Annotated in this window: 23 protein-coding genes; 18 read left to right on the top strand and 5 right to left on the bottom strand. The window is 36.1% G+C overall.

The features are described from left to right. Nucleotides 1–80: 80 nt before the first annotated feature. Complete coding sequence (locus tag RAH34_RS09670) at nt 81–668, bottom strand: thymidine kinase (RefSeq protein ID WP_034694049.1); 588 nt, start codon at nt 666–668, stop codon at nt 81–83. A 61-nt stretch (nt 669–729) separates the two neighbouring features. Here RAH34_RS09670 and RAH34_RS09665 point away from each other — a divergent pair, with 61 nt between their 5' ends. From RAH34_RS09665 to RAH34_RS09645, 5 genes are all read left to right on the top strand, one after another. After that, entirely contained in the window at nt 730–2,214 is a 1,485-nt protein-coding gene (locus RAH34_RS09665; protein WP_306595984.1) for a hypothetical protein, read from the top strand. A 2-nt stretch (nt 2,215–2,216) separates the two neighbouring features. After that, entirely contained in the window at nt 2,217–2,891 is a 675-nt protein-coding gene (gene rsmI, locus RAH34_RS09660) for a 16S rRNA (cytidine(1402)-2'-O)-methyltransferase (RefSeq protein WP_047377914.1), read from the top strand. Between the two features lie 6 nt (nt 2,892–2,897). Continuing rightward, entirely contained in the window at nt 2,898–4,409 is a 1,512-nt protein-coding gene (locus RAH34_RS09655) for a WG repeat-containing protein (protein WP_306595983.1), read from the top strand. 175 nt (nt 4,410–4,584) lie between these two features. After that, complete coding sequence (gene fabG, locus RAH34_RS09650) at nt 4,585–5,328, top strand: 3-oxoacyl-[acyl-carrier-protein] reductase (protein WP_041461954.1); 744 nt, start codon at nt 4,585–4,587, stop codon at nt 5,326–5,328. Nucleotides 5,329–5,331: 3 nt separating this feature from the next. Beyond that, a complete protein-coding gene (locus RAH34_RS09645) occupies nt 5,332–6,651 on the top strand; it encodes a DUF6056 family protein (protein ID WP_306595982.1) in 1,320 nt (439 codons plus the stop codon). A 43-nt stretch (nt 6,652–6,694) separates the two neighbouring features. Here RAH34_RS09645 and RAH34_RS09640 read toward each other — a convergent pair whose 3' ends face one another. Then, nucleotides 6,695–7,735 (bottom strand): GMP reductase, encoded by a 1,041-nt coding sequence (locus tag RAH34_RS09640; RefSeq protein ID WP_114819626.1) that lies wholly within the window; start codon nt 7,733–7,735, stop codon nt 6,695–6,697. A 61-nt stretch (nt 7,736–7,796) separates the two neighbouring features. Between RAH34_RS09640 and RAH34_RS09635 the strand changes: the two genes are divergently transcribed. The 3 genes from RAH34_RS09635 to RAH34_RS09625 are packed head-to-tail and all read left to right on the top strand — an operon-like array spanning nt 7,797 to nt 10,199. Beyond that, nucleotides 7,797–8,552 (top strand): prolipoprotein diacylglyceryl transferase, encoded by a 756-nt coding sequence (locus RAH34_RS09635; RefSeq protein WP_306595981.1) that lies wholly within the window; start codon nt 7,797–7,799, stop codon nt 8,550–8,552. Continuing rightward, nucleotides 8,549–8,785 carry a hypothetical protein gene (locus tag RAH34_RS09630; RefSeq protein ID WP_306595980.1) on the top strand — a complete coding sequence of 79 codons (237 nt, stop codon included), beginning with the start codon at nt 8,549–8,551 and terminating at the stop codon, nt 8,783–8,785. The genes RAH34_RS09635 and RAH34_RS09630 overlap by 4 nt, the downstream gene beginning before the upstream one ends. A 10-nt stretch (nt 8,786–8,795) precedes the next feature. Continuing rightward, nucleotides 8,796–10,199, top strand: a complete 1,404-nt coding sequence (locus tag RAH34_RS09625; RefSeq protein ID WP_306595979.1) for a radical SAM protein — start codon at nt 8,796–8,798, stop codon at nt 10,197–10,199. Nucleotides 10,200–10,252: 53 nt separating this feature from the next. Here the strand turns inward: RAH34_RS09625 and surE are convergent, their stop codons facing one another. Both surE and RAH34_RS09615 read right to left on the bottom strand, forming a co-directional pair. Next, on the bottom strand, nt 10,253–11,041 hold the full coding sequence (gene surE / locus RAH34_RS09620) for a 5'/3'-nucleotidase SurE (RefSeq protein WP_110008969.1): 789 nt from the start codon (nt 11,039–11,041) through the stop codon (nt 10,253–10,255). A gap of 367 nt (nt 11,042–11,408) precedes the next feature. Next, nucleotides 11,409–11,579 (bottom strand): lmo0937 family membrane protein, encoded by a 171-nt coding sequence (locus RAH34_RS09615; protein ID WP_110008970.1) that lies wholly within the window; start codon nt 11,577–11,579, stop codon nt 11,409–11,411. A gap of 342 nt (nt 11,580–11,921) precedes the next feature. Here RAH34_RS09615 and RAH34_RS09610 point away from each other — a divergent pair, with 342 nt between their 5' ends. Next, nucleotides 11,922–14,051 carry a carboxy terminal-processing peptidase gene (locus RAH34_RS09610; protein WP_114819630.1) on the top strand — a complete coding sequence of 710 codons (2,130 nt, stop codon included), beginning with the start codon at nt 11,922–11,924 and terminating at the stop codon, nt 14,049–14,051. A gap of 54 nt (nt 14,052–14,105) precedes the next feature. Here the strand turns inward: RAH34_RS09610 and RAH34_RS09605 are convergent, their stop codons facing one another. Then, nucleotides 14,106–14,609 (bottom strand): superoxide dismutase family protein, encoded by a 504-nt coding sequence (locus RAH34_RS09605; protein ID WP_062672846.1) that lies wholly within the window; start codon nt 14,607–14,609, stop codon nt 14,106–14,108. Nucleotides 14,610–14,852: 243 nt separating this feature from the next. Here RAH34_RS09605 and RAH34_RS09600 point away from each other — a divergent pair, with 243 nt between their 5' ends. The 9 genes from RAH34_RS09600 (at nt 14,853) to RAH34_RS09560 (ending at nt 22,633) form a co-directional block, all read left to right on the top strand. Then, nucleotides 14,853–15,497 carry a 4'-phosphopantetheinyl transferase superfamily protein gene (locus RAH34_RS09600; RefSeq protein ID WP_306595978.1) on the top strand — a complete coding sequence of 215 codons (645 nt, stop codon included), beginning with the start codon at nt 14,853–14,855 and terminating at the stop codon, nt 15,495–15,497. 90 nt (nt 15,498–15,587) lie between these two features. Continuing rightward, entirely contained in the window at nt 15,588–16,490 is a 903-nt protein-coding gene (locus RAH34_RS09595) for a GyrI-like domain-containing protein (protein WP_306595977.1), read from the top strand. 92 nt (nt 16,491–16,582) lie between these two features. Further along, nucleotides 16,583–18,829 (top strand): TonB-dependent receptor, encoded by a 2,247-nt coding sequence (locus RAH34_RS09590; RefSeq protein WP_306595976.1) that lies wholly within the window; start codon nt 16,583–16,585, stop codon nt 18,827–18,829. Nucleotides 18,830–18,880: 51 nt separating this feature from the next. Next, a complete protein-coding gene (locus tag RAH34_RS09585) occupies nt 18,881–19,540 on the top strand; it encodes a hypothetical protein (protein WP_306595975.1) in 660 nt (219 codons plus the stop codon). A 139-nt stretch (nt 19,541–19,679) separates the two neighbouring features. Continuing rightward, nucleotides 19,680–20,993, top strand: coding sequence for a 2TM domain-containing protein (locus RAH34_RS09580; protein ID WP_114819636.1), 1,314 nt, complete (start codon nt 19,680–19,682; stop codon nt 20,991–20,993). A gap of 4 nt (nt 20,994–20,997) precedes the next feature. Then, nucleotides 20,998–21,303 carry a 2TM domain-containing protein gene (locus RAH34_RS09575; protein ID WP_306595974.1) on the top strand — a complete coding sequence of 102 codons (306 nt, stop codon included), beginning with the start codon at nt 20,998–21,000 and terminating at the stop codon, nt 21,301–21,303. Nucleotides 21,304–21,339: 36 nt separating this feature from the next. Then, complete coding sequence (locus RAH34_RS09570; protein ID WP_306595973.1) at nt 21,340–21,909, top strand: isoprenylcysteine carboxylmethyltransferase family protein; 570 nt, start codon at nt 21,340–21,342, stop codon at nt 21,907–21,909. 124 nt (nt 21,910–22,033) lie between these two features. Beyond that, a complete protein-coding gene (locus RAH34_RS09565; protein WP_306595972.1) occupies nt 22,034–22,330 on the top strand; it encodes a 2TM domain-containing protein in 297 nt (98 codons plus the stop codon). Between the two features lie 27 nt (nt 22,331–22,357). Next, nucleotides 22,358–22,633, top strand: a complete 276-nt coding sequence (locus RAH34_RS09560; RefSeq protein WP_306595971.1) for a 2TM domain-containing protein — start codon at nt 22,358–22,360, stop codon at nt 22,631–22,633. The last annotated feature ends 42 nt before the right edge of the window (nt 22,634–22,675 follow it).

Below are 22,675 nucleotides of genomic sequence, written 5' to 3'. Positions count from 1 at the left end.
CCGCTTTTCATTTTTATATTAAGTGAATATATTATCGGCTTAATGCAAACAGCTTTTCTCTGTTTTGCCCTTATCCTTTATTATTTTCTTTTTGAAAGTACTTCGTCAATAAAAACACGGCGGCTTACTGCTTCATAGCTTTCTGTTTCTCCCAATTCTACCAGATTATCTCCCTGAGAAGTTCTCATGGAATAGTTGGCCAGATTACCTGTTCTCTTACAAATAGCATGCACTTTTGTAACATATTCGGCAGTCGCCATCAAATTAGGCATTGGTCCGAACGGACGGCCCAAAAAATCCATATCCAATCCTGCAATAACGACTCTGATACCGCTATTGGCAAGCTGATTGGCAACATCCACAATGCTTTCATCAAAAAACTGAGCTTCATCAATGGCTACTACATCACAATTGGAAGCCAACAGAAGAATTTCATTTGGGTTTTCTACTGCTGTACTACGGATTTTATTCTGATTATGAGAAACTACATCCTCTTCAGAATACCGTATATCCATTTTAGGTTTAAAAATTTCCACATTCTGTCCTGCCATTTCCGCTCTTCGCAATCTGCGGATCAGTTCCTCGGTTTTACCGGAAAACATAGAGCCGCAAATCACTTCCATCCAACCACTTTGTTTGGAATGATTAATTGTATTTTCTAAAAACATTTGTTAAATTAGCCGTATATTTTTAACATCAAAAGTAAGCAATTTTAATAAGAATCTTATTATGCAGAATATCCAAGATTTAAAGGAAAAGATTTTTTTTGAATCCATGAATATCATTGATAATCTGGACAAAATAAGCCATATAGACGAATTACTTTCCAAGCAAGATCTTGTAGATGAGCTTGCTAACAGGATTTCTTTTTTGAAACTGCTGGAAAAAAATATTGAATACTTCGTAGCAGACAATACGGCGCAGAATCAAGACCATGAGTATGTATCTTTTGTTTCAGGAGAAACAGAACATCACGATACCGGAAATGAAGGGATGGAAGAGGAAGCTATTTTCAATAATGAACTGAACGAAATTGATGAAAATGAAGTTTTTTCAGACGAATCTGAAGAAGAAGAGGCTGTTTTCAACAATCAGTTAAATGAAATTGTTGAAAATGAATTCCATGAAAATATCGTAAGCTTTGTAGAAGAAAACAAGGAAGAAAATTTACCGGAAATTATTCAGGAAAAGACTCCTGAATATAAAAATCTGGAAGAAGAGGCCGTTTTCAATAATCAGCTGAACGAAATTGATGAAAATGAAATTTCAGAGGAACAGAGAGCAGTTTTGAGTTTTGTGGATGAAGATAAAATTCTTGCAGATTCTACACCGGATTCAGATGAAGATCTTAATGAAGATCTGTTTCATAATGAAGTCACAGAAGAAGAAACCAGTTTCAATACTCAGCTTAATGAGATAGAAGAGCAGGAAGAAGAAACTTCTGAACCGGAATCTGAAAAAGAAACTGATTTTGCAGTTGTAAATGATGCAAAACCTCCTGTAACGGAAACAATTCCGAGTATTTTTGATACGGAAACGCTGGATGATGAAATCCTGATTGAAGAAAATGAAGAACAGTTTGTAGCTTCAAATGTATCCATAGAGCAGGGAGAAATGGCTACAGAAACTTCCAATGTGGAAAATATTCTGAGTGAGATTAAAAATGACCATTCAGAAGAACCTGTAAAAGAAGAAAGCATCCTTGCTGAAGTCTATGACAGAAGAAAAATTGTGGAAATAGATAAACCTGTTCCCGAAGAAACAGATAAACATCGTTCTGATGAAAGCTTCGAAAATTTAGAAGAATACCATCGGGAGAAAAAAATAAAATTAGCCAATATCAAAGGAATGAAAGCTGTTCAGTCACTTTTTGATGACGACCATCTGGAACTTCCCAAAGAAGATAAAACTTCTCCGGTTATAAAAGAAGATCAAGGAAGTATTCTGAAATCAAATATTCCGACCAATTTCATGGAAGCAGACAAGCTGAAACCTGAATTTAAACTGGATCTGAATGACAGACTTGCCTTTACGAAGATGCTTTTTGAAGGAAGCCAGGCAGATCTGAATGATACTGTTTATCAGCTGAATCAATTCAGAACACTGGAAGAAGCCAAAGAATATCTCAGCGATCTGTATTACGACAGGAAATGGAATAAGGTGGATGAATATGCACAGAGACTTTGGATATTGGTGGAAAATAAATTCTTATAATTTTGAGCGGAATCCTATATTTTGTTCCCACACCCGTTGGGAACCTGGAAGATATGACATTCAGGGCGGTAAATGTCCTGAAAGAAGTAGACTATATTTTATGTGAAGACACCAGAACTTCTGGAATACTTTTAAAACATTTTGAGATCTCAAAACCTTTAAAGTCCTATCATTTACACAATGAGCACCAGGCAACGGAAAAAGTGATTACAGACCTTAAAAACGGCCAGAATATCGCTATTATTACAGATGCGGGAACCCCTGGTATTTCAGATCCCGGATATTTGCTGGCCAAAGCAGGAGCAGATAATAATATTGACATGATCTGCCTTCCAGGAGCAACCGCTCTGATTCCGGCACTTGTGGTTTCGGGACTTCCTAATAATGAATTTCTGTTCGCAGGATTTCTGCCGCAGAAAAAAGGAAGACAAACCAAGCTGAAACAGCTTGCTGAAGAAAAAAAGACCATCGTTTTGTACGAAAGTCCTCATAAGATCAATACCACGCTGGAGCAAATCAAAGAATTCTTCGGAGAAGAAACCAAAGTAAGCTTAAGCCGTGAGATTTCCAAGAAATTTGAAGAAACGAAACGCGGAACTATCAATGAATTAATTGAGTTTTCCAAGAGTAAAACTTTAAAAGGGGAGATCGTTCTTATTGTCAATAATTCTATTTAATTTTCTTTGAAAAAATTAGTTTTTGTATTGTGTTCTGTAATCTGTACAGCACAGACTAACCAATATATGAAGGTAATCCTGTCGAAAAAAACAGGGAAGGAAATCAGTTCTTATTCAGAAGGTTATGGAACATTTTATGATACTGGTGATAAGAAACAGGGCATTGTAGATTCTTTAGGAACGATTACATTTCAGTCTTCAGACAAAGGAGGTATTCTGCATGTTTTCAAAAACCGGTTTATTCTTTATTCTGATGAAGGAAATGGTAAAAAATCAGCAGTTATTGACGAAAAAGGAAATGAAATTATCCCTTTAAATGATCAGGAATTTAATACACCATGGTGGAGTGAAGATTGTATCATCTCATCAAAACAGAATGCTGAGGCTGTATATGATTTTAACGGAAAGGAAATTATTCCCTATTCAGAAAAGATCCGTTTTTCAGGGAAGAACAGACTTTTTGTTTTAAAAGATAAAAAATGGTTTCTGTATGACCTTAAAGGAAAGCAGCTCAGTAATCGTGAATTTAAGGAAGATTATAGCTTTGAACAGGGTAGAGCACTGATTATCAATGAAGATAGTGAAAAAGAAATCATTGGAAATAATGGCCAGACTTTGCACAAGTTTTCAAAGCAAGTGGTAGATATTAATGCCTATCCTTATCTGATCACTCAGAATAAAGCTACAGGAAAATATGGCTTGATTGATACAGATGAAAATACGATTGCTGAAGAAATCTATAACGATATTACCCCGGAATATTTTGGTAAAAAGGAGTATATCTATCTTACAAAAAACGGAAAAACTACAGTTTTCAGTAAGAAAAGCAGAAGGCTGTATGCCCAGGCTTTTAAATATGTAAATCCTTTATTGGATAAATATTTCAGTGTCTATAATGATAAGATAAAGAAATCCGGGATTATAGACCTGGAAGGGAATATTATTTATCCTCAGGAATATGATTTTATCCGAAGTTTTACTATTTCCGGAAATGATTTCATTTATCTTAAAAAAGGAAATGAAGAGAAGTTTCTCGATAAAGATCTTAAAAATATCGTGGGTGGCGGGGTTCAGATTCTTGGTTTTTATCCGGATAATCTTATTGTTGGAAAACAGGATCGGTACTTTAGGTTTACAGTGAAAGATCAGTCATTATCTGAGTTGAAAAATATCAGCCAGATAAAAAGTGAAGATGTTGACTATTTTAATCCCCTTAATCAATATTCAAAACCTTTGGTCTGCAGAAATACAGATAATTTATATGGGATTCTGGATGGGAAAGGAACAGAAATTGTACCCTTTGTTTACGAAGATATTATAACATTCGGGAATGCTGAAAACGAAATTGTTGTTAAAAAAGAAGGAAAATTCGGAGTTTCCAATTTTCAGAATGAGCCTTTGAAAGACATTATTTATGAAAAATATTTCTGGCAGAAAGAAGTGTTGAGACTAGACAAGAGTAAAAAGACAGACTTTATTTACTTCACCAGATTTAGAAATAATTTCGGTCAACTTTAAAAAAAATCCTGATAATCATCAAAAAAATAGTAGTATTTTGACAATTTCAATGGGTTGAATAACATTTTATAATATCTTTGCAAACCGTTTAATTCCGGAAAGGAATTATAGAAACATGAAGAGGCAGCTGTCACAAGCTGAACGAGTTATAAAAAGAAAATAATTGTCAATAGATATGAAAATATTAGAAGGAAAGGTAGCACTAATTACCGGAGCTACAAGAGGAATCGGTAAAGGTATCGCTGAAATGTTTGCTCAGCAAGGGGCAAAAGTAGCATTTACCTACGCTGGCTCTGTAGACAAAGCAAAAGAATTAGAAGCGGCTTTAAGTTCTGTAACCCAAATCAAGGGATATCAGTCTGATGCATCAGATTATGATGCAGCGCAGAAATTGGTGGAAGAGGTAATGGCGGAGTTCGGACAGATTGATATTTTGGTAAACAATGCAGGGATCACAAAAGATAACCTGTTATTGAGAATGTCCAAAGAAGATTGGGATAAAGTAATCAAAGTAAACTTAGATTCAGTTTTCAACCTTACAAAAGCGGTAATCAAGCCGATGATGAAGGCAAGATCCGGATCTATCATCAATATGACTTCTGTAGTAGGGGTGAAGGGTAATGCCGGACAAGCCAACTATGCAGCTTCTAAAGCCGGGGTGATCGGATTTACAAAATCTGTGGCACTGGAGTTAGGATCACGAAATATCAGATGTAATGCGATTGCACCTGGATTTATCGAAACGGAAATGACTGCTGTTCTGGATGAAAAAACAGTTCAGGGATGGAGAGAGGAAATTCCGATGAAGAGAGGAGGACAGCCTGCAGATATCGCCAATGCATGTGTATTCTTAGGCAGCGAAATGTCTGCATACATTACCGGACAGACATTAAACGTTGACGGTGGAATGTTAACTTAGAAAATGAAAAAAGTACAGAATATCGTATTATTCTTGTCGATTATAATAGGCGTCGGTCTGGCATACATAAGTTTCTTTAATGTATATCAGACCGATGATTATTTTTGGTCCTTTACTACCAGAAAAATGGGACTGCTGCAAAGTTGTATCAATACCTATACAACATGGGGCGGAAGATATTTCGGATATTCTATTAATATGTTTAATCCTGTCTTTTATGACAGTAAAAATATTGTTCCGAAAATCTATCCTGTTTTTTTAATGCTTTCCTTTATTGGAGTTTCCGCATTAAACTTTAAAGAATATTTCAACTATTCTTACAAAGAGTCTATTAAAAAAGGCTTTCTTTTATTTTTCTTTTATACCATACTTCTGGTAAGCCTGCCTGAACATTACTTCTGGATCACAGGTTCCAATATCTACTTCGTTCCTGCAATTTTAGCGGGTATTTTACTCTATTTTACTAAAAAAAATAAAGATACGGGAAAGAATATCTGGTTTTATCTTTCCATACTGCTTGTCGTAATGCTGATGGGTTCTAATGAAATTCTGGCATTGATTGTATGGGGAATTCTGTTGGTGTCTTATTATCAGAAACGTAATAAGAAAAACCTGACTTTGGTATTGACTGCAAGCGTCTTTTTATCGGTAAGTTTTCTTGCGCCTGGTAACTTCAACAGAATGGGTGAAACCGAGCAAGGAATTATAAAATGGGTGAAAAGAACAGGCCTTTTTGGAGCCAATACACTCTATGTTGCAGTTAAAGTACTTTTAATACTACCTCTTTTTATTAAAGTTTTTGAAGAAGAACTCAAGAAAATCACTGCTCAGATACTGTTGAAAAAAGCTGTTTTATTCTGGTTGGTTTCATTGATACCTTTGTTATTTACAGGGTATATCCTAACCTCTATTGCAAGACAGTTTGAAAGTATCATCTTTTATTTTTTAATCAGTTTTTCACTAATCGTCTATTTCAAATTTGAGAAAATTAAAAATTTTTGGTGGATTTCCCTTTTCATTATTTTCCTTCCTGAGCTCAAAGTTTTCCCTGAGAGATATTCTTATTTTAATATTGATCTTAATGGTGAAAATATAATTATGGAGCTTCTGACTACAGATCTTAAGGAATATGAAAGAGAGATGAATGAAAGGGTTGATATAATTAAAAACTCTTCTCAGGATTCTGTGGTGGTAGACAAAATAAAAGAAGTTCCAAGAATTTTACATATGGATGAAATGGCTTCTGTAAAAGAGGACGAAACCTATGTAAATGATCAGCTTCAAAAATATTTTAATAAAAAATACATCAGAACAAAAGAATAAATAAAGGCTTTAGATACGCAATCTAAAGCCTTTTGTTGTATTTCTAGTCCTTAAAAACCTGGTTTTCCTGTTCCTGAACCCTGATAAAAGTAGTTCTTTTAGAAAGTTCCTTGAGTTTTGAAGCTCCTACATATGTACATGTGGATCTCACACCTCCCAATATATCTTTCACAGTATCTGCTACCGGCCCTTTATACGCTACTTTCACTGTTTTCCCTTCAGAAGCACGATATTCTGCCACACCCCCGGAATGCTTGTCCATGGCTGTTTTGGAACTCATTCCATAGAAAGAACGATATTTTTTACCGTTTTCTTCAATCATTTCTCCGCCACTTTCATCATGTCCGGCAAACATTCCTCCCAACATGACGAAATCTGCACCTCCGCCAAAGGCTTTCGCTACATCACCGGGAACTTTACAGCCGCCATCAGCGATGATATGCCCGCCTAAACCGTGAGCAGCATCAGCACATTCTATAATCGCTGAAAGTTGAGGATATCCCACTCCGGTTTTTACTCTGGTGGTACATACTGATCCGGGGCCAATACCTACTTTTATGATATCTGCACCTACCAGAAGAAGCTCTTCCACCATTTCTCCGGTAACCACATTTCCGGCCATAATAATTTTGTCCGGAAAATTGGCCCTAGCTTTCTTCACAAATTCAACGAAATGTTCAGAATAACCATTGGCTACATCGATACAGAGAAACTCAATTTTTGGGTGCTTTTCGAGAATCTGCTTTATTTTCTCCTCATCTGCTTTTCCCGTTCCGGTACTCAAAGCAATATACTGATGAATACTTTCGGGCTGACTGTCCAGAAACTGGCTCCATTCCTCCGGGGTATAATGTTTATGAACCGCTGTAATAATTTTTTCTTTAGCCAGTTCAACGGCCATTTCAAATGTCCCTACTGTATCCATATTAGCGGCAATGATGGGAACTCCTGTCCATTTTTTCCTGGTATGTTTAAAGGTAAATTCTCTTTGTAAATCAACTTCCGAACGGGATTTTAAAGTAGAACGCTTAGGGCGGAACATTACATCCTTAAACCCCAGTTTTATGTCATATTCTATGCGCATTTTGTAATTATTTGTCAGAATAAAGGTAGTGAATAATATGAAATAGTGTATTTTTGAAACAATGGATTTTCCTGTAACATTTCATATTTTCGGCAAAACGATACTTGCGCATCCGCTTTTTGAGGCTGCCGGAATGTTTCTGGGCATGAGATATTATTTTTATCTGAAACGTAAGTCTAAAGAAAAACTTTCCTTCAATACTTCTGCGGCAGTTTTAATTGGTGCTACTGCCGGAGCTTTGATAGGTTCCAAGCTGATCGGTAATCTCGAAAATCCTTATGCATTATTTGAAAATTTTTCTATCAGAAAGTTCTGGTCAAACAATACTATTGTAGGAGGGCTGGCCTTTGGTTTATTGGGAGTAGAGCTGGCAAAAAAGATTGTGAACCATAAAGAGAGTACGGGAGATCTTATTGTTTTTCCCCTGATATTGGCCATGATGATAGGCAGAATAGGGTGTTTTCTTACAGGGGTTTATGAAGAAACGTATGGTATTGCTACTGATTCTGTTTTTGGAATGCATTTGGGAGACCAATATCTCAGACACCCTGTTGCTTTGTATGAAATAGCCTTTTTAATGGTTCTTTGGGTAGGATTAAGGTATATTCAGAAACTTAAAAAATACCCTTCCGGTTTTATATTTCAGCTGTTTATGCTCAGTTATTTTACATTCAGATTTCTTTTGGACTTTATAAAACCAAGGGTAGAAATCATTGCCAATATAGGTACAATTCAAGTGGTGTGTATCTGTGTAATTATTTACTACATTTATAAAATTAAAAATACCGGATCTTTATATTTAAAATATTCAAGATGAAAACATTAACTATTTTAGAAGGGAATCTCAATCTGGCTGGGGTAGTGATAATGATTATTGGTGCTATTATTTTGGTAGCAGTGGTTTTTTCCCTCATCGTCGCTTTTATTACAAAACTTATTTATGAAAGGAAAGGAGACCGGAAATTCACCAGAAAACAATTTATCCAGACCATGCTTATATCCCTTCTGATCTGTGGATTAATCAGCGGTTATATTTGCGGAGGACTTTAAAAATTTTGCTATGCCAGTAAGAAATTATAGCTATTACGATTATACCATCAGTCTTTGCCCCGAATGTCTTAAAAGGGTAGGTGCTAAAATCATTATTGAGGATGAAACTGTCTTTATGACCAAGAGATGTCCGGATCATGGATTTTTTAAAACAAAAATAGCTTCTGATGTGCAGTATTATAAAAATATAAGAAACTATAATAAAGCCTCTGAAATGCCTCTTCATTTCGGAACAGATGTGGAATATGGCTGTCCTTATGATTGTGGACTATGTGTAGATCATGAACAGCATAGCTGTCTTTCTATCGTAGAAGTGACAGATCGCTGTAATCTGACGTGTCCCACCTGTTATGCGATGTCCTCACCCCATTATGGAAGTCACAGAAGCTTGGAAGAAATTGAGGCTATGTTTGATATTATCGTAAAAAATGAAGGGGAGCCGGATGTAGTGCAGATCAGTGGGGGAGAACCTACAATCCATCCGGAATTTTTCAAAATTATGGATATTGCCAAATCAAAACCGATCAAACATCTGATGCTGAATACCAACGGAATCAGAATAGCCAATGATCCGGGATTTGCTGAACAGTTGGCGACGTATGCTCCTGAGTTTGAAATTTACCTTCAGTTTGACTCATTTAAACCCGAAGTCCTGGAAGATTTCAGAGGGAAGGATCTTACTTCAGTCAGAATTAAAGCACTTGAAAAACTCAATGAACTTAACCTTTCTACGACACTGGTTATCGTTCTTCAAAAAGATAAAAATATCGATGAAATAGGAAAAATTATAGAGTTTGCCCTGAAACAGAAATGCGTAAGAGGAATTACCTTCCAGCCAGTTGAAATTGCAGGAAGAAACCGGGAAGACTCTGCTTATGAAAAAATTACTTTGACTGAGGTAAGACAGGAAATTATCAATCAGTTTCCCCTGTTGCATTCTGATGATATTATTCCTGTTCCATGTAACCCGGATGCGCTGGCTATGGGATATATCTTGAAACTTCAGGGCGAAACAATTCCTTTAACCCGATATATCAATCCTGCAGATCTTCTGAATAATGAATCACGGAATACCATTGTTTACGAACAGGATAAGGGGTTGCATATGCAGCTGCTGGATATTTTCAGTACCGGAATTTCCGTAGATAAAGTTCAGCCTAAAGTCAATCAGTTACTGTGCTGTCTGCCGGAAGTGTGTGCTCCGGATCTCGACTATGATAACCTTTTCAGAATAATTATTATGAACTTTATGGATGCTCATGATTTTGATGTAAGAGCGGTGAAGAAGTCATGCGTACATATTGTCAATAAAGATCTGAAGTTAATCCCTTTTGAAACGATGAACCTTTTCTACAGAGATGAAAAAAAGGCCTATCTGGAAGAGCTCAGAAAAGAAGATAAAGTATTATTTTAGCCATATAAAAAGCAAAGCGTGAAATCTGATTTCACGCTTTTATTTTTTCCTTGTTATTTTACTTCTTTTACATCTTCAAAAGTCATCACTTCTTCCAATGTTTTCATGTATTCATAAGCTGTCAGGTCAAACTTTACCGGAACAATAGAAATATATCCGTTAGCCAATGCCGTTTCATCAGCATCCTCAGAATCGTCCATATTGTTGAAATAACCTGTTAGCCAGTAATATTTTTTACCGTGTGGATTGATTCTTTCATCAAAGCTTTCTTCCCATTTGGCATGAGCCTGCTTACAGACTTTTACGCCTTTTATTTCTTCCGCCGGGAGTTTTGGAATATTGACATTCAGTACAATTCCTTTTGGCATTGGATTTTCCAATGTTCTTCTTACAATATTCTGGATAAATTCTTTAGCCTGAGTAAAATCTGCTTCCCAGCTAAAATCCAGTAATGAGAATCCAATAGCAGGAATTCCTTCCACGCCAGCTTCTACCGCAGCAGACATAGTCCCCGAATAAATTACATTGATAGAAGAATTTGCCCCATGATTGATTCCTGAAACCACAATATCCGGTCTTCTTTTCAGGATCTTATCAAGAGCCATTTTTACACAGTCTACAGGAGTTCCGCTGCACGAAAAATCAGTTTGCGGGCCATCAAGGGTAACTTCTTCGTAACTTAGGGTAGAGTTGATGGTAATAGCGTGGCCTTTTCCACTTTGGGGAGAGTTGGGTGCTACAACCACTACTTCTCCGATTTCATTCATAAAACTGACAAGATTTCTGATACCGGGAGCTGTAATTCCGTCATCATTAGTCACCAGAATAAGTGGTCTTTCCATAAATTATCTTTAATTTTTTTATTTAAATAGAGTGAGTTTGTTCATTTTCAGAATTGAACAAATAGATTTTCAACACATCAAATGTAGGTAAAAATCAGACGCCATAAAATACCAGATTGGGATTGGCTGCTGTGAAATGAGAATAAGATTCTCATACTATGGCCTGTAGAATGAAGAGGTGAACATAGATAAGGAAAACCACAAAGCGCAGAGAATAAAACTGAAATGAAGGAAATTTAAGATGAATTTTATTTCATCAAACTCAGAACTTTACAGGTATTTCCCCTATAAAATTTCTTGGTATCCGGGGAATAACACCTGTAAAGCCTGATAGTTTTAATGTTAAGTGGTTGTACAAAATAATAAACTAGTCGAGAGGTTTTCTGCCGGAAATGATATTATAAAGAATAACAATAATGGCGATCACCAGTAAAACGTGAATTAAATAACCTGTACTCATTCCGGGAACAACTCCTAGCATTCCCAATAGCCAAACAACGATGCAGATGACTGCTACTAACCATAATAAACTTTTCATGACTTAATATTTTGAATTTGTATGGTTAATTCTCTGCATATTTTATGCCTTTATGATATGAAATTGATTTTTGTGGTATGTGTTATTTGTTTTTTAATTAAAAAAGTAAAACTTAAATATGCCTGTGAAAAGAGCGATCTGTATCATTTTGTCATCAAATAGCCTGATAATAGGAAATGGCTGACACTGTCTCGGTTATTTGCAAATCTCTTTAAATAAAAATCGTCAAAACTGTCGATATTTGTAAATAAGGTATTAAATTTGATCATTTGTAACAGTACCAGACTTACTGCTACTAATTATTATACTTATTTTAAAAAAATTAATAAATAAAGACAGTTTATGTGGAAAAATTTCAAACTGAATAAATTTTTACTCCTGATTCCATTAACCAGTCTAATGTTTTGTTTCAACTCGCCACAGAATGACGATGAAAAGATGCAGACGATAATGGTGAGCGTAAAAAACACACTTTCTTATCTGCATTATAGCCCGAAATCTATCAATGATGCCTATTCGAAGGACGTTTATAAGCATTATTTCGAATTGGTAGATCCAGCCAAAAGATATTTTCTTCAATCTGATATGGATGAATTCAGCAAGCATGAAACAAAGCTTGATGACTATATCGGACAAGGTGATCTTACATTCTATAAGCTTACGATTGACAGGCTATACCAAAGAGTGGATGAGATTGATAAAATCACACAGGATATTTTCAGTAAGCCGATTAATCTTCAGGAAGATGAAACGCTTACTCTTGAGCCCAAACTGAAAAAAGTACCTGCCAACAAACAGGAACAGTATAATGAATGGAAAAAATTCATCAAATACAATATCCTTCAGGAAGTTGAGTCGATGAACAGCAAAGAAGAAGCTCAGAAAGAAAAGAAAGACTCTGTTCAGAAATACAAACTGAAAGATACGATCAAGTTTAAGCCACTTACTCAGGACGAGAAGATCAAAAAAGCGACTGATGAAGTAAAAGACCTTGTAAAAGATACTTTCACGAGATTCAAAAAGAGAAAGAAAATGGATTGGTTTACTGTGTATATGAATGCTTATACAGAAGTATTCGATCCACATACCAACTACTATTCTCCAAAAGATAAAGAAGATTTTGATACTCAGTTTACCGGAAAAGTAATCGGTATCGGGGCTCTGATCCAGGAGAAAAAAGGAAACCTTTACTTAGGAGCGCTTACTATTGGAGCACCGGCATGGAAGTCGAAACAGCTTTCTGAAGGTGATAAAATCCTGAAAGTAAGATCTAAACCGAAAGAAGATGCCGTAAATGTGGTAGGAATGCTTTCTGATGAAGCAGTACGTTTGATCAGAGGTGAAAAAGGAACTCCGGTAACCTTAACGGTTCAGAAAAAAGACGGTACCATTAAAGATGTAACGATGATCCGTGAAGAAGTTGCTATTGAAGATACATTTGCAAGAAGTATTGTAGTGAATGCTCCAAATGGTAAAAAATACGGTTTCATCAACCTGCCAAGCTTTAATGCTGATTTTGAAAACGCCAAAGGAAGAAACGCTTCTGATGACATCAAAAATGAAATTATTAAGCTTAAAGAACAGAATATTCAGGGAATCATTCTTGACCTTAGAAATAATGGAGGAGGTTCTTTAACTGAAGTAGGAGATATCATGGGACTTTTCATGGAAGCAGGTCCTTACGTTCAGGTGAAAGACGGAAACGGGAAAATACAGACGCTTAAGAATAAAAACGAAACTCCGATCTGGACAGGCCCGCTGGTTATTATGCAAAATGAGCTTTCCGCTTCAGCTTCAGAAATCCTTGCAGGAGTAATGCAGGACTATGGCAGAGCGATGATCATCGGATCTCCACAATCTTTCGGAAAAGGTACCGTTCAGACTTTTGTGGATCTGAACAGATTCCTGAACACAGAAGATGATTTCGGATCTCTAAAACTGACAATTCAGAAATTCTACAGAATTACAGGAGAGTCTACACAGAGAAAAGGAATCGTGTCTGATATCCAGATGAAAGATTTCTTTACGTATGCTGAAGTAGGAGAGCGATATGATGATTATGCATTGGCCTGGGATAAAATTCCTCCTACAAAATTCCAGAAACTTAACTATTTCAATATCCAGGCACTGGAAAAGGCAAGTGCAGACAGAATGGCTAAAAACAGCAATTACCAGTTGTTATTAGAATCTGCTCAGTGGAGAGAAAAACTGGATAAAGAAGAAAATATCACATTGAATATTACTAAGTTCAATGAGCTGATGAAGAACAGAAAATCTCAGATTGAAAAGTTCAAAGCATTGACAAAATTTGAAAATGGTCTTCAGTTCATGATGTATCCAAGTGAAATTGAAAGAGAGAAAAAAGACGAAGCTTTCAAGAAAAAATCTGAAATGTGGATCAAGAATCTGAAAAAAGATCTTTACCTGCAGGAAGCAATGAATATTGTATCAGATATGGGGGCTAAATCCTAAACATAAAAAACCGCTAATCCTTTTGGTTAGCGGTTTTTTATTGAATACAGTAGATTACTTAATTTCTACACATCCCACTCTTCCTCCGGCATTTCCGGTAGGCTGGGTATGGAAATCATCTGCTGCGGCGTGTACAATAAGACCTTTTCCAATAATGTTTTTAGACTCATCTGTACAACCCAGACACCATTTGTCTGTCTTGAAAGTCAACGTCGCCGTTCCGTTCTGATCAGCAACCAGGTTTCCTATATCTCCCATGTGGAAATGTTCAGCACCCCATTTACCATGATCATTCTTCGAAGGATTCCAGTGACCGCCTGTAGAAGTTCCGTCTGCTGCAGAGCAATCTCCTTTTTCATGAATGTGTACTGCATGGATTCCGGGAGTAAGGTTGGTAATATCCAGCTTCATGGTTACTTCATTTCCATTTTGAGTAAACTTCGCCGTTCCTCCTGTCTGTGTTCCGCTTTTGGCATTTACAGAGTACGTTTTTGTGGTTCCGCATGAAACGGCAAAAACAGCAAATCCCGCCAATAATGCTAATGTTTGTACTTTCATTTGTTCAATGATTTATAGTGATTTTACGATAAATTTAAAAAAGATTTTCCAAAGGGCTTTATGATCTCACTCTTTTTTGAAAAACTTAATTGGAATGATTGCTTTAATACAGCCTGTTTTATCCTTAAATTCTGAGACTTAGCTCTGGAGGCTAACTGTATTTAAAACGAGGTAAAAAAAGCTTATTTTAGTGGATAGAAAGCCACTTATAAATCAAATCCAGAAGGCGCAAAGAAATAGAAAATGATTATTCTGTATACATTCATCAATGAAACAAAACATCAGCCTCTTCTGGACAGGTATCTGCCTGCTTTTGCTATGGAAATCAGACAGGATATCCTGAGGTACAGGAGGTGGCAGGATTCACAGCTTTCTTTGCTGGGAAAAGTCCTTCTGCAATATGGTTTGAAGACTTACTATAACATTTCTGAAACAGAAATAGGAACTCTTCCGAACAAAAAGCCTTATTTAAAAGGACTTGATCTTCATTTTAATATCTCGCATTCCAAGGATCTTGTGGTCTGTGCTATTGCAGAATATCCTTTGGGAATAGATGTGGAATTTAATGATCCTGAAATGAATTATGTGGATTTCAAGTTTCAGATGACAGAAAATGAGTTCAAGGAAATTCATGATTCTGAGGATAAAATAAAGAGTTTCTTTATGTATTGGACGAGAAAAGAAGCGGTAATAAAAGCCCATGGAGCGGGAATGATGTTACCTCTGGATTCTTTTGAAATCTTGCATAATGAATGTATTATTGAAGATGAAAAATTCTTTACCAGAGAGATTTTTATCCATGAAGATTATCACAGTTATATGGCTTCTTCTGATCAGAAAATTAAAGATATAACTCCTCTTATTAAGTACTTTGAAATAGAAATTTAATGTAAAAGAGAAAACGATTTCTGATAATAGCAATAAAAGACAACATCATTCCGGTCCGAAGAAATATCTTTGTGAATTAACACCTTTGAAGTGGAAGAATATAAAAAACGGATTGTAAAAACCATTCAATATATTGATCGCCATATTGATTCGGATCTTTCTCTGGAAAAAGTTTCAGAGGTAAGCGCCTATTCTCCTTTTCATTTCCACAGAATCTTTAAGCTGGTTACAGGAGAAACCCTTCAGAATTATATCATCAGAAAGAAAATAGAGAAAAGTGCCCTTCATCTGGCGGTTCATAAAAATATGGACATCAAGGAGATCTATTGGGATCTTGGTTTCTCCAATCATTCTGTTTTCTGCAAAACATTCAAAAAATATTACGGTCTCGCTCCAACAGAATTCCGCAGATCGGCTCCTGAAAAATTTCACAAGATTTTACAAATACAAAGCAAGAACGGACAAATTGATACGGTTTTCAGCCAATACATTTGCAACATTGAAAACCTGTTAAACTGGACTAAAATGAATTTAAAAATCGAAGTAAAAGAAATGCCGGAAATGAATCTGACCTCCGTTATGAGCCTTGGAATGGCCAACGTAGAAACTTCTTTCAACATCTTAATAGACTGGGCAAAGAAGAAAAAACTGTTTCCCCGGGAAAATCTTAAAATGATTTCTGTTTATCACGACAGCTGCAAAATAACGCCTCCCGATAAGGTCAGAATTCATGCCTGCATGCTTTTGGATGAGAAACTGACTCAGCAGGACGGAGAAGTCTTTGCAGAAACTTTAGAGGGCGGAAAATACATTGTAGGAAGCGGTGAAGTTACTCTCGCCGACTTTGAGCAGTGCTGGGTTTCTTTGTTTTTATGGATGAATGAAAACAATTATTCTACAAGAAGAACCTTTCCCTATGAAATCTATCACACCAATTTTAAGGAACATCCGGAAGGGAAGATGATCGTGGATTTTTGCATTCCGATTCATTAATTACCATTCGGTAGCAAAAGAATGCCTTTCAGTAATAAATTTTTTACAGAAAGGCATTTCCCGTACTATTTTTGACCCAGAAAACAATAAAAATGAAAACACAAGGACAAAACATCCTGTTTCTGATTCTCCTTCTCACCTCCATTATGGGATATTCCCAGGTGAAAATCTCAGGAAAAGTATCCTTCAAAAACAAAGGAGTAGCTGAAGTAAATGTTACGTTGAAAGATACCTATGATGGTTCAACAACAGATGCGCAGGGTAATTTTACGTTCGAAACTTCAGAAAAAGGAGCTCACACAATTACCTTTACCCATCCGAAATATGAAAACGTAGAAAGAACCGTTTCTATTGAAAATCAGGATGTTTATTTGAATATTGATCTAAAAGAACAGATTAGTGAAATAGATGCAGTAGTCGTTTCTGCAGGATCTATTGAAGCCAGCGATAAGAAAAGAGCAACAGCATTGCTTACTCCCATTGATATTTATACCACAGCAGGAGCAGACGGACAGATATCTTCGGCTTTGACCTATCTTCCTGGAGTTCAAAAAGTAGGAGGAACGGAAGGGTTATTCATTCGTGGGGGTACAGGAACAGAATCTAAAATCTTTATGGATGGAAGTCTTATCAATAATTATTTTTCCAATTCTGTTCCGGGGATTGCAGGAAGAGATCAGTTCAATACATCTCTTTTTAAAGGAAATATCTTCTCAAGTGGCGGTTATTCTGCCTTGTACGGGCAGGCTCTTTCGGGAGCATTGATGCTGGAAAGTGTAGATCTTCCGGATGAAACTTCCTATAACTTTGGGGTTTCTCCTATTTTTCTGAGTGCAGGATTTCAGAAGTTAGGAGATAATAAAAACTATTCCTACGGAGCTACAGCAGGATATTCGCTTTTAAGTCTGATGCAGAAAGTCTTTAATTTTAATACAGATTTTATACAAGCACCACAAGGTTTAAACGGAGATCTGAATTTCAGATTTAAAACAAAGTCAGGAGGCTTTTTCAAATATTATGGAATGTTCAATTCCAATAAAATGGGCGTGAGATCAGAAAGTCTTGAACCCGGATATGATTTCAGCCTGGTAAAACTTAACGGAAAAAATACATTTCATAACCTTTCTTTTAAACAGAAATTCGGAAAATATCTTTTGAATGTAGGCGGTTCTTATTCCTACAACAGATCGGATCTTCATTTTTCGACGGAAACTAATGATGTTGAATCCAACAGAAGCCAGCTTCTGACTGATGGAAATTATCTGAACTTCAAAGCTGTTCTTGAAAGAAAAATCAACAGAATCAGTGCAGTACGAGGAGGAATTGAACTGAATAATACTGATGAAAATCTGAATTTTGAAGCTGTACAGAAACATTATAAAGATTTGATCTCCTCTGCTTTTGTGGAAACTGATCTCGGATTCAGCAATGCATTGTCAGCGAAAATAGGGGTAAGAGCAGAACATTCTTCATTTTTAGGGAAGGATAATATTGCACCTCGTTTCGCAATTGCATACCGTCTGGCAAAAGACTGGACAACTTCGTTAGCTTACGGGATTTTTTATCAGAATCCGGAAAGTAAATACATCAATGGACCTGCTAATCTTGGCTTCCAGAAATCCCAGCATTATATTTTCCAGGTTCAGAGAGCTTCAGAAGGCAGAACTTTACGTTTTGAGGCATTTTACAAGAAATATGACCAGTTGATCAAGACGTTCAATATTACCCAGAACAAAGAGCAAAATCAGCAGATTCAGAACGCTTTAAATAATGATGGCTACGGATATGCAAAAGGACTGGAATTTTTCTGGAGAGATAATAAAAAGACATTTGAAAATATCGATTACTGGATCAGCTACTCATACCTGGATTCAAAAAGAGATTTCCTGAATTATCCGGTAAGTCTTCAGCCGAGTTTTGCAGCAGAACATACGCTTTCAGCAGTAGCAAAAAGATTTATTCCGGAATGGAAACTTGGGGTCAATCTATCATATACTTACGCCAAAGGACGGCCTTATTATGACATTGCCTCCACATTTAAAGATGGAAAAGCTGTAAATTTTATCCGGGATGAAGGAAGACTTAAGGATTACAACGCACTGAATTTCAGCGTCAATTATCTTCCGAATATCGGTAAAAAAGATGCAAAAGCTTTTCCGGTATTTGTATTGAGCATCAGCAATATTTTAGGATCAAAGAATATCTATGGCTATAATTTTTCAGCCAATGGTTCCAGAAGCTCTGCTATTGTTCCGCCAGTCAACACTTTTGTTTTCATAGGAGCATTTATAAGCTTCGGAGTAGATAAAACAGATGATGCCATCAATAATAATTTATAAAAAACATATCTTAGAACAAACAAACATAACTCACTTTTAAAATTTGATATCATGAAAAAATACCTTTTAAGTTTTGCTTTAGCTTTTGTGAGCTTAACTGCTTTTGCACAGGCAGATTATGATAAAATAATGTCTGAAAAAATAGCCAGAATAGAAACCTGCAAAACCTCAGAAGATTTCCAGACCCTGGCGAATGATTTCCAGAGAATAGGAAGTAAAGAGAGCACAAAATGGCTTCCGGCTTACTATGCAGCATTTTCTTATATCCAAAAAGGAAGAACCCTGATGAGAGACGGAAAAATGCAGGAACTGGATGGTATTGCGGATCAGGCTGAAAAACATCTTTCAATGGCTCAGAATCTTGCAGGAACTGATAATGCAGAAATTCACCTGTTGAGAAAAATGTCTTATTCTCTGAGAATGATGGTGAATCCTGCTCAACGTTATATGACAGACGGGGCAAGAGCTGCTGAGGAGATGAATATTGCAGAAAAATTAGATCCTTCAAATCCTAGAATTGCATTGATCAAAGCGGAAGATGTCTATTTTACTCCTGAACAGTACGGAGGCAGCAAAACCAAAGGATTGGAGATGTTTAAAGAGGCTCAGGCAAAGTTTAAAACCTACAAGCCCAAAACAGCTTTAGATCCTAACTGGGGAAGGGGAGAAGCCGATTATTTCTTAAGCTTACCGGCAGAAAAAGCAAAATAGTTTTCTCCGTATTTCATACCTATCAACCTTCATTCGTGAAGGTTTTTTTATACCATTCAGAAAAGAAAATCTGCCCTTCGGTAACAATTAATTTTTGATACCTTTAATAAAAACTAATTTTGAGTCAAGAAAACAGATCATGAAGCGTAAATATTTTACAACCTTACTTTGGACATCATTGGGAACTACATTGTTTTTCTTTTTGTTTTTTAATGATGAAAAAACTTTGCAGACTTTTTTGATTACGCTGCTCCTTTCCACCATGTACTCGTTTGTTCTGGGATTTGGAAACGGATTTATCAATGAATTTCTCAACAGAAAATTCCCATGGTCCGAAGCTACCCGCACGAGAGCGGTCTTAAGTATCATTTCCATTATTATCGGGAACTTTATTCTGGTGTATTTCTGTAATTATATGAACTATGTAGTGATTCAGAAAACAGCAACCACAGAAGTATTCTTTTCCTCCAAATATGGCGTTACCAATTGGTTTATGATCAATATTGCCCTTTTGATTTCTGCCTTCCTTCATGCGAAAGGTTTTATGGAAGAACTCAAGAAAACTTCCAAAAAAGAAGTGGTGGAACAGAAGCTTATCGCCAAGTCCGCCAATGCCCAGTTTGAAAGTTTAAAAAACCAGCTGGATCCACATTTCCTTTTTAATTCATTGAATGTTTTAAGCTCACTGATTGATGAAAATCCAAGACAGGCACAAAAGTTTACCGCTTCAATGTCAAAGATTTACCGATATGTACTTGAACAAAAAGATAAAGAACTGGTAACCGTTGAAGATGAGATAGAATTTGCAAAAACCTATTGTGAACTTTTGAAAACAAGGTTTGAAGACAGTGTAGATTTTACCTTCGATGTTGCTCAAGAGGATTATCAGAAATATGTAGTTCCATTGGCTTTGCAGCTATTGCTGGAGAATTGTATCAAGCATAATTTTGCTACATCATCAAAACCTCTGGTTATCAGAATTTTTTCGGACGGAAATACCCTCTGCATTGAAAATAATCTTCAGGTAAGAGAACAGATCAAAGAAAGCTCGGGAATTGGGCTGGCAAATATTGTACAGCGTTATTCCCTTCTTACAGAACGAAATGTATTCATCGAAAAATCCGAAGATCATTTTAAAGTTAAACTTCCGGTGCTGATGGCTAAACCACAAGTTTCCACCTCAAAACCTGAGGATGATTCTGCCGCCTATAAACGGGCACAAAAGAGAGTAAAAGAGATTAAGAGTTTTTATATGAACCTGATTTCTTACTGTACGGTAAGTGCCTTTTTAATCTTTATTAATCTTTTTACCAGCAGCAGAAATCATTGGTTCTGGTTTCCAGTACTGGGATGGGGAATTGGCGTTGCTTCTCACGCATTTCAGGTGTTTGGCGTTGGAGAATCCTGGCAGGAAAAGAAGATCCGTGAAATTATGAACAAACAAAAAAAATAGAACCATGGGAACATTTGACGAAAACAATATTGAATATCAACGGGCAAGAAGACAGGTAGAAAGGCTGCGCGGGTTTTACGGACATGTATTCGCTTATATCGCAGTGAATGCTCTGATTGTTGTCTATAATTGTATGCACCTGAAACCTGGTGAAAGTTATTTTCATTTCAAAAACTTTTTCACGGCAACTTTCTGGGGAATAGGGCTTGCAGCACATGCGGTTACCGTTTTTCTCCCTGGTGTTAATTTTATCAGAAAATGGGAAGATAAGAAGATCAAGGAACTTATGGATAAACAGAAAGATCACTAAAAGGAATAGCGTTTAATCTTAAAAACCTTCTGAAAAATGAATACTTTATCAATTCTATTCTACATTTCAATGGCCGCCTGGTTTCTCACGGAATTCCTTTACAAGAACATGCTGAAGTCCGGCAAAGAAGATCAAAAGAATAAGGATAAATCTACACTGAATATTTTATGGCTGGCCATTCCCTTTTCTATTGCAAGTTCAGTATTTATGTTTTACAATACTCATTTTCCGATAGTTAATGGAGTTTGGATTCTCTATCTGGGTGAATTTTTTATTCTTATCGGGATTATTGTCAGATATGTGATCATCAGATCTCTGGGAAAATATTTTACCGTAGATGTAACCATCAGACAGGATCACAAAATCAAAAAAGAAGGATTTTATAAATATCTGAGACATCCTTCCTATGCTTTTTCTTTGCTAACTTCTCTTGGTCTTGGTTTGTATTTAAATAACTGGTTGTCATTGATTTTTGCTTTTGTTCCTCCGTTTTTAGCCTTTGCCTACAGAATAAAAATTGAAGAGCAGACGCTGATAGAACAGTTCGGGGATGAATATATTGAATACAGAAAAAGCACCAAAAAATTGATCCCTTTTATCTATTAATTACAGGATTTTACGATTCGGATAGCATAATCTACCATTCGGTAATATAAAATTGATTGATGAACCTTTCCTGAACTACCTTTGACTCAAGAAAAAACAAATCAACCTTCAAAAACAAAACATTATGGAAATTTTACCAGACAAAGAAACAATTGCTTATAGAAAGGCTTCAAAAAGAGTGAAAGACCTGAAAGAATTTTATGGAAACCTTACTTCTTATGGTATCGTAATTCCTTTCCTTGCAATACTGAATCTGATGACTGCTCCCGGATATTTATGGTTTCTATGGCCTGCATTGGGTTGGGGAATAGGGATTGCATTTCATGCCATCAACGTATTTGGAATTGGTAAAAGCTGGGAGGAAAGAAAAATCAGAGAATTGATGGAGAAGGATGAAAAACAAAAAATTAAAACATTTTAAACGTTAATAATTTAAAACTTATAAATCATGGATTACGAAACTGCCCACACAAGAACCCACAACATCAGAAAATTCTATAAAAGCATTTTTATATTTGCCCTATTCGCCGTTCTGATCATTCCTGATGATATTTTTGGCGAAAAGATGATCAGCTTTCATTGGTTTGACAGATATACAATCCTTGGAATCTGGGCGTTTATTATCCTCGTAAAAGCGATAAAACTTTTTCTTTTTGATTCCGAATGGGAAAAAGATATGATTGAAAAAGAACTCAGAAAAGAGAAAAAAACGATACACTATTAAAATCTGTCCACTTTTATATAACTTTATTTCCTAAAATCTGAA

The organism is Chryseobacterium sp. WLY505 (assembly GCF_030846215.1).
Taxonomy (GTDB): domain Bacteria; phylum Bacteroidota; class Bacteroidia; order Flavobacteriales; family Weeksellaceae; genus Chryseobacterium.
Note: the sequence above shows the minus strand (reverse complement) of the source record. Positions and strands in the feature narration are given on the sequence as shown.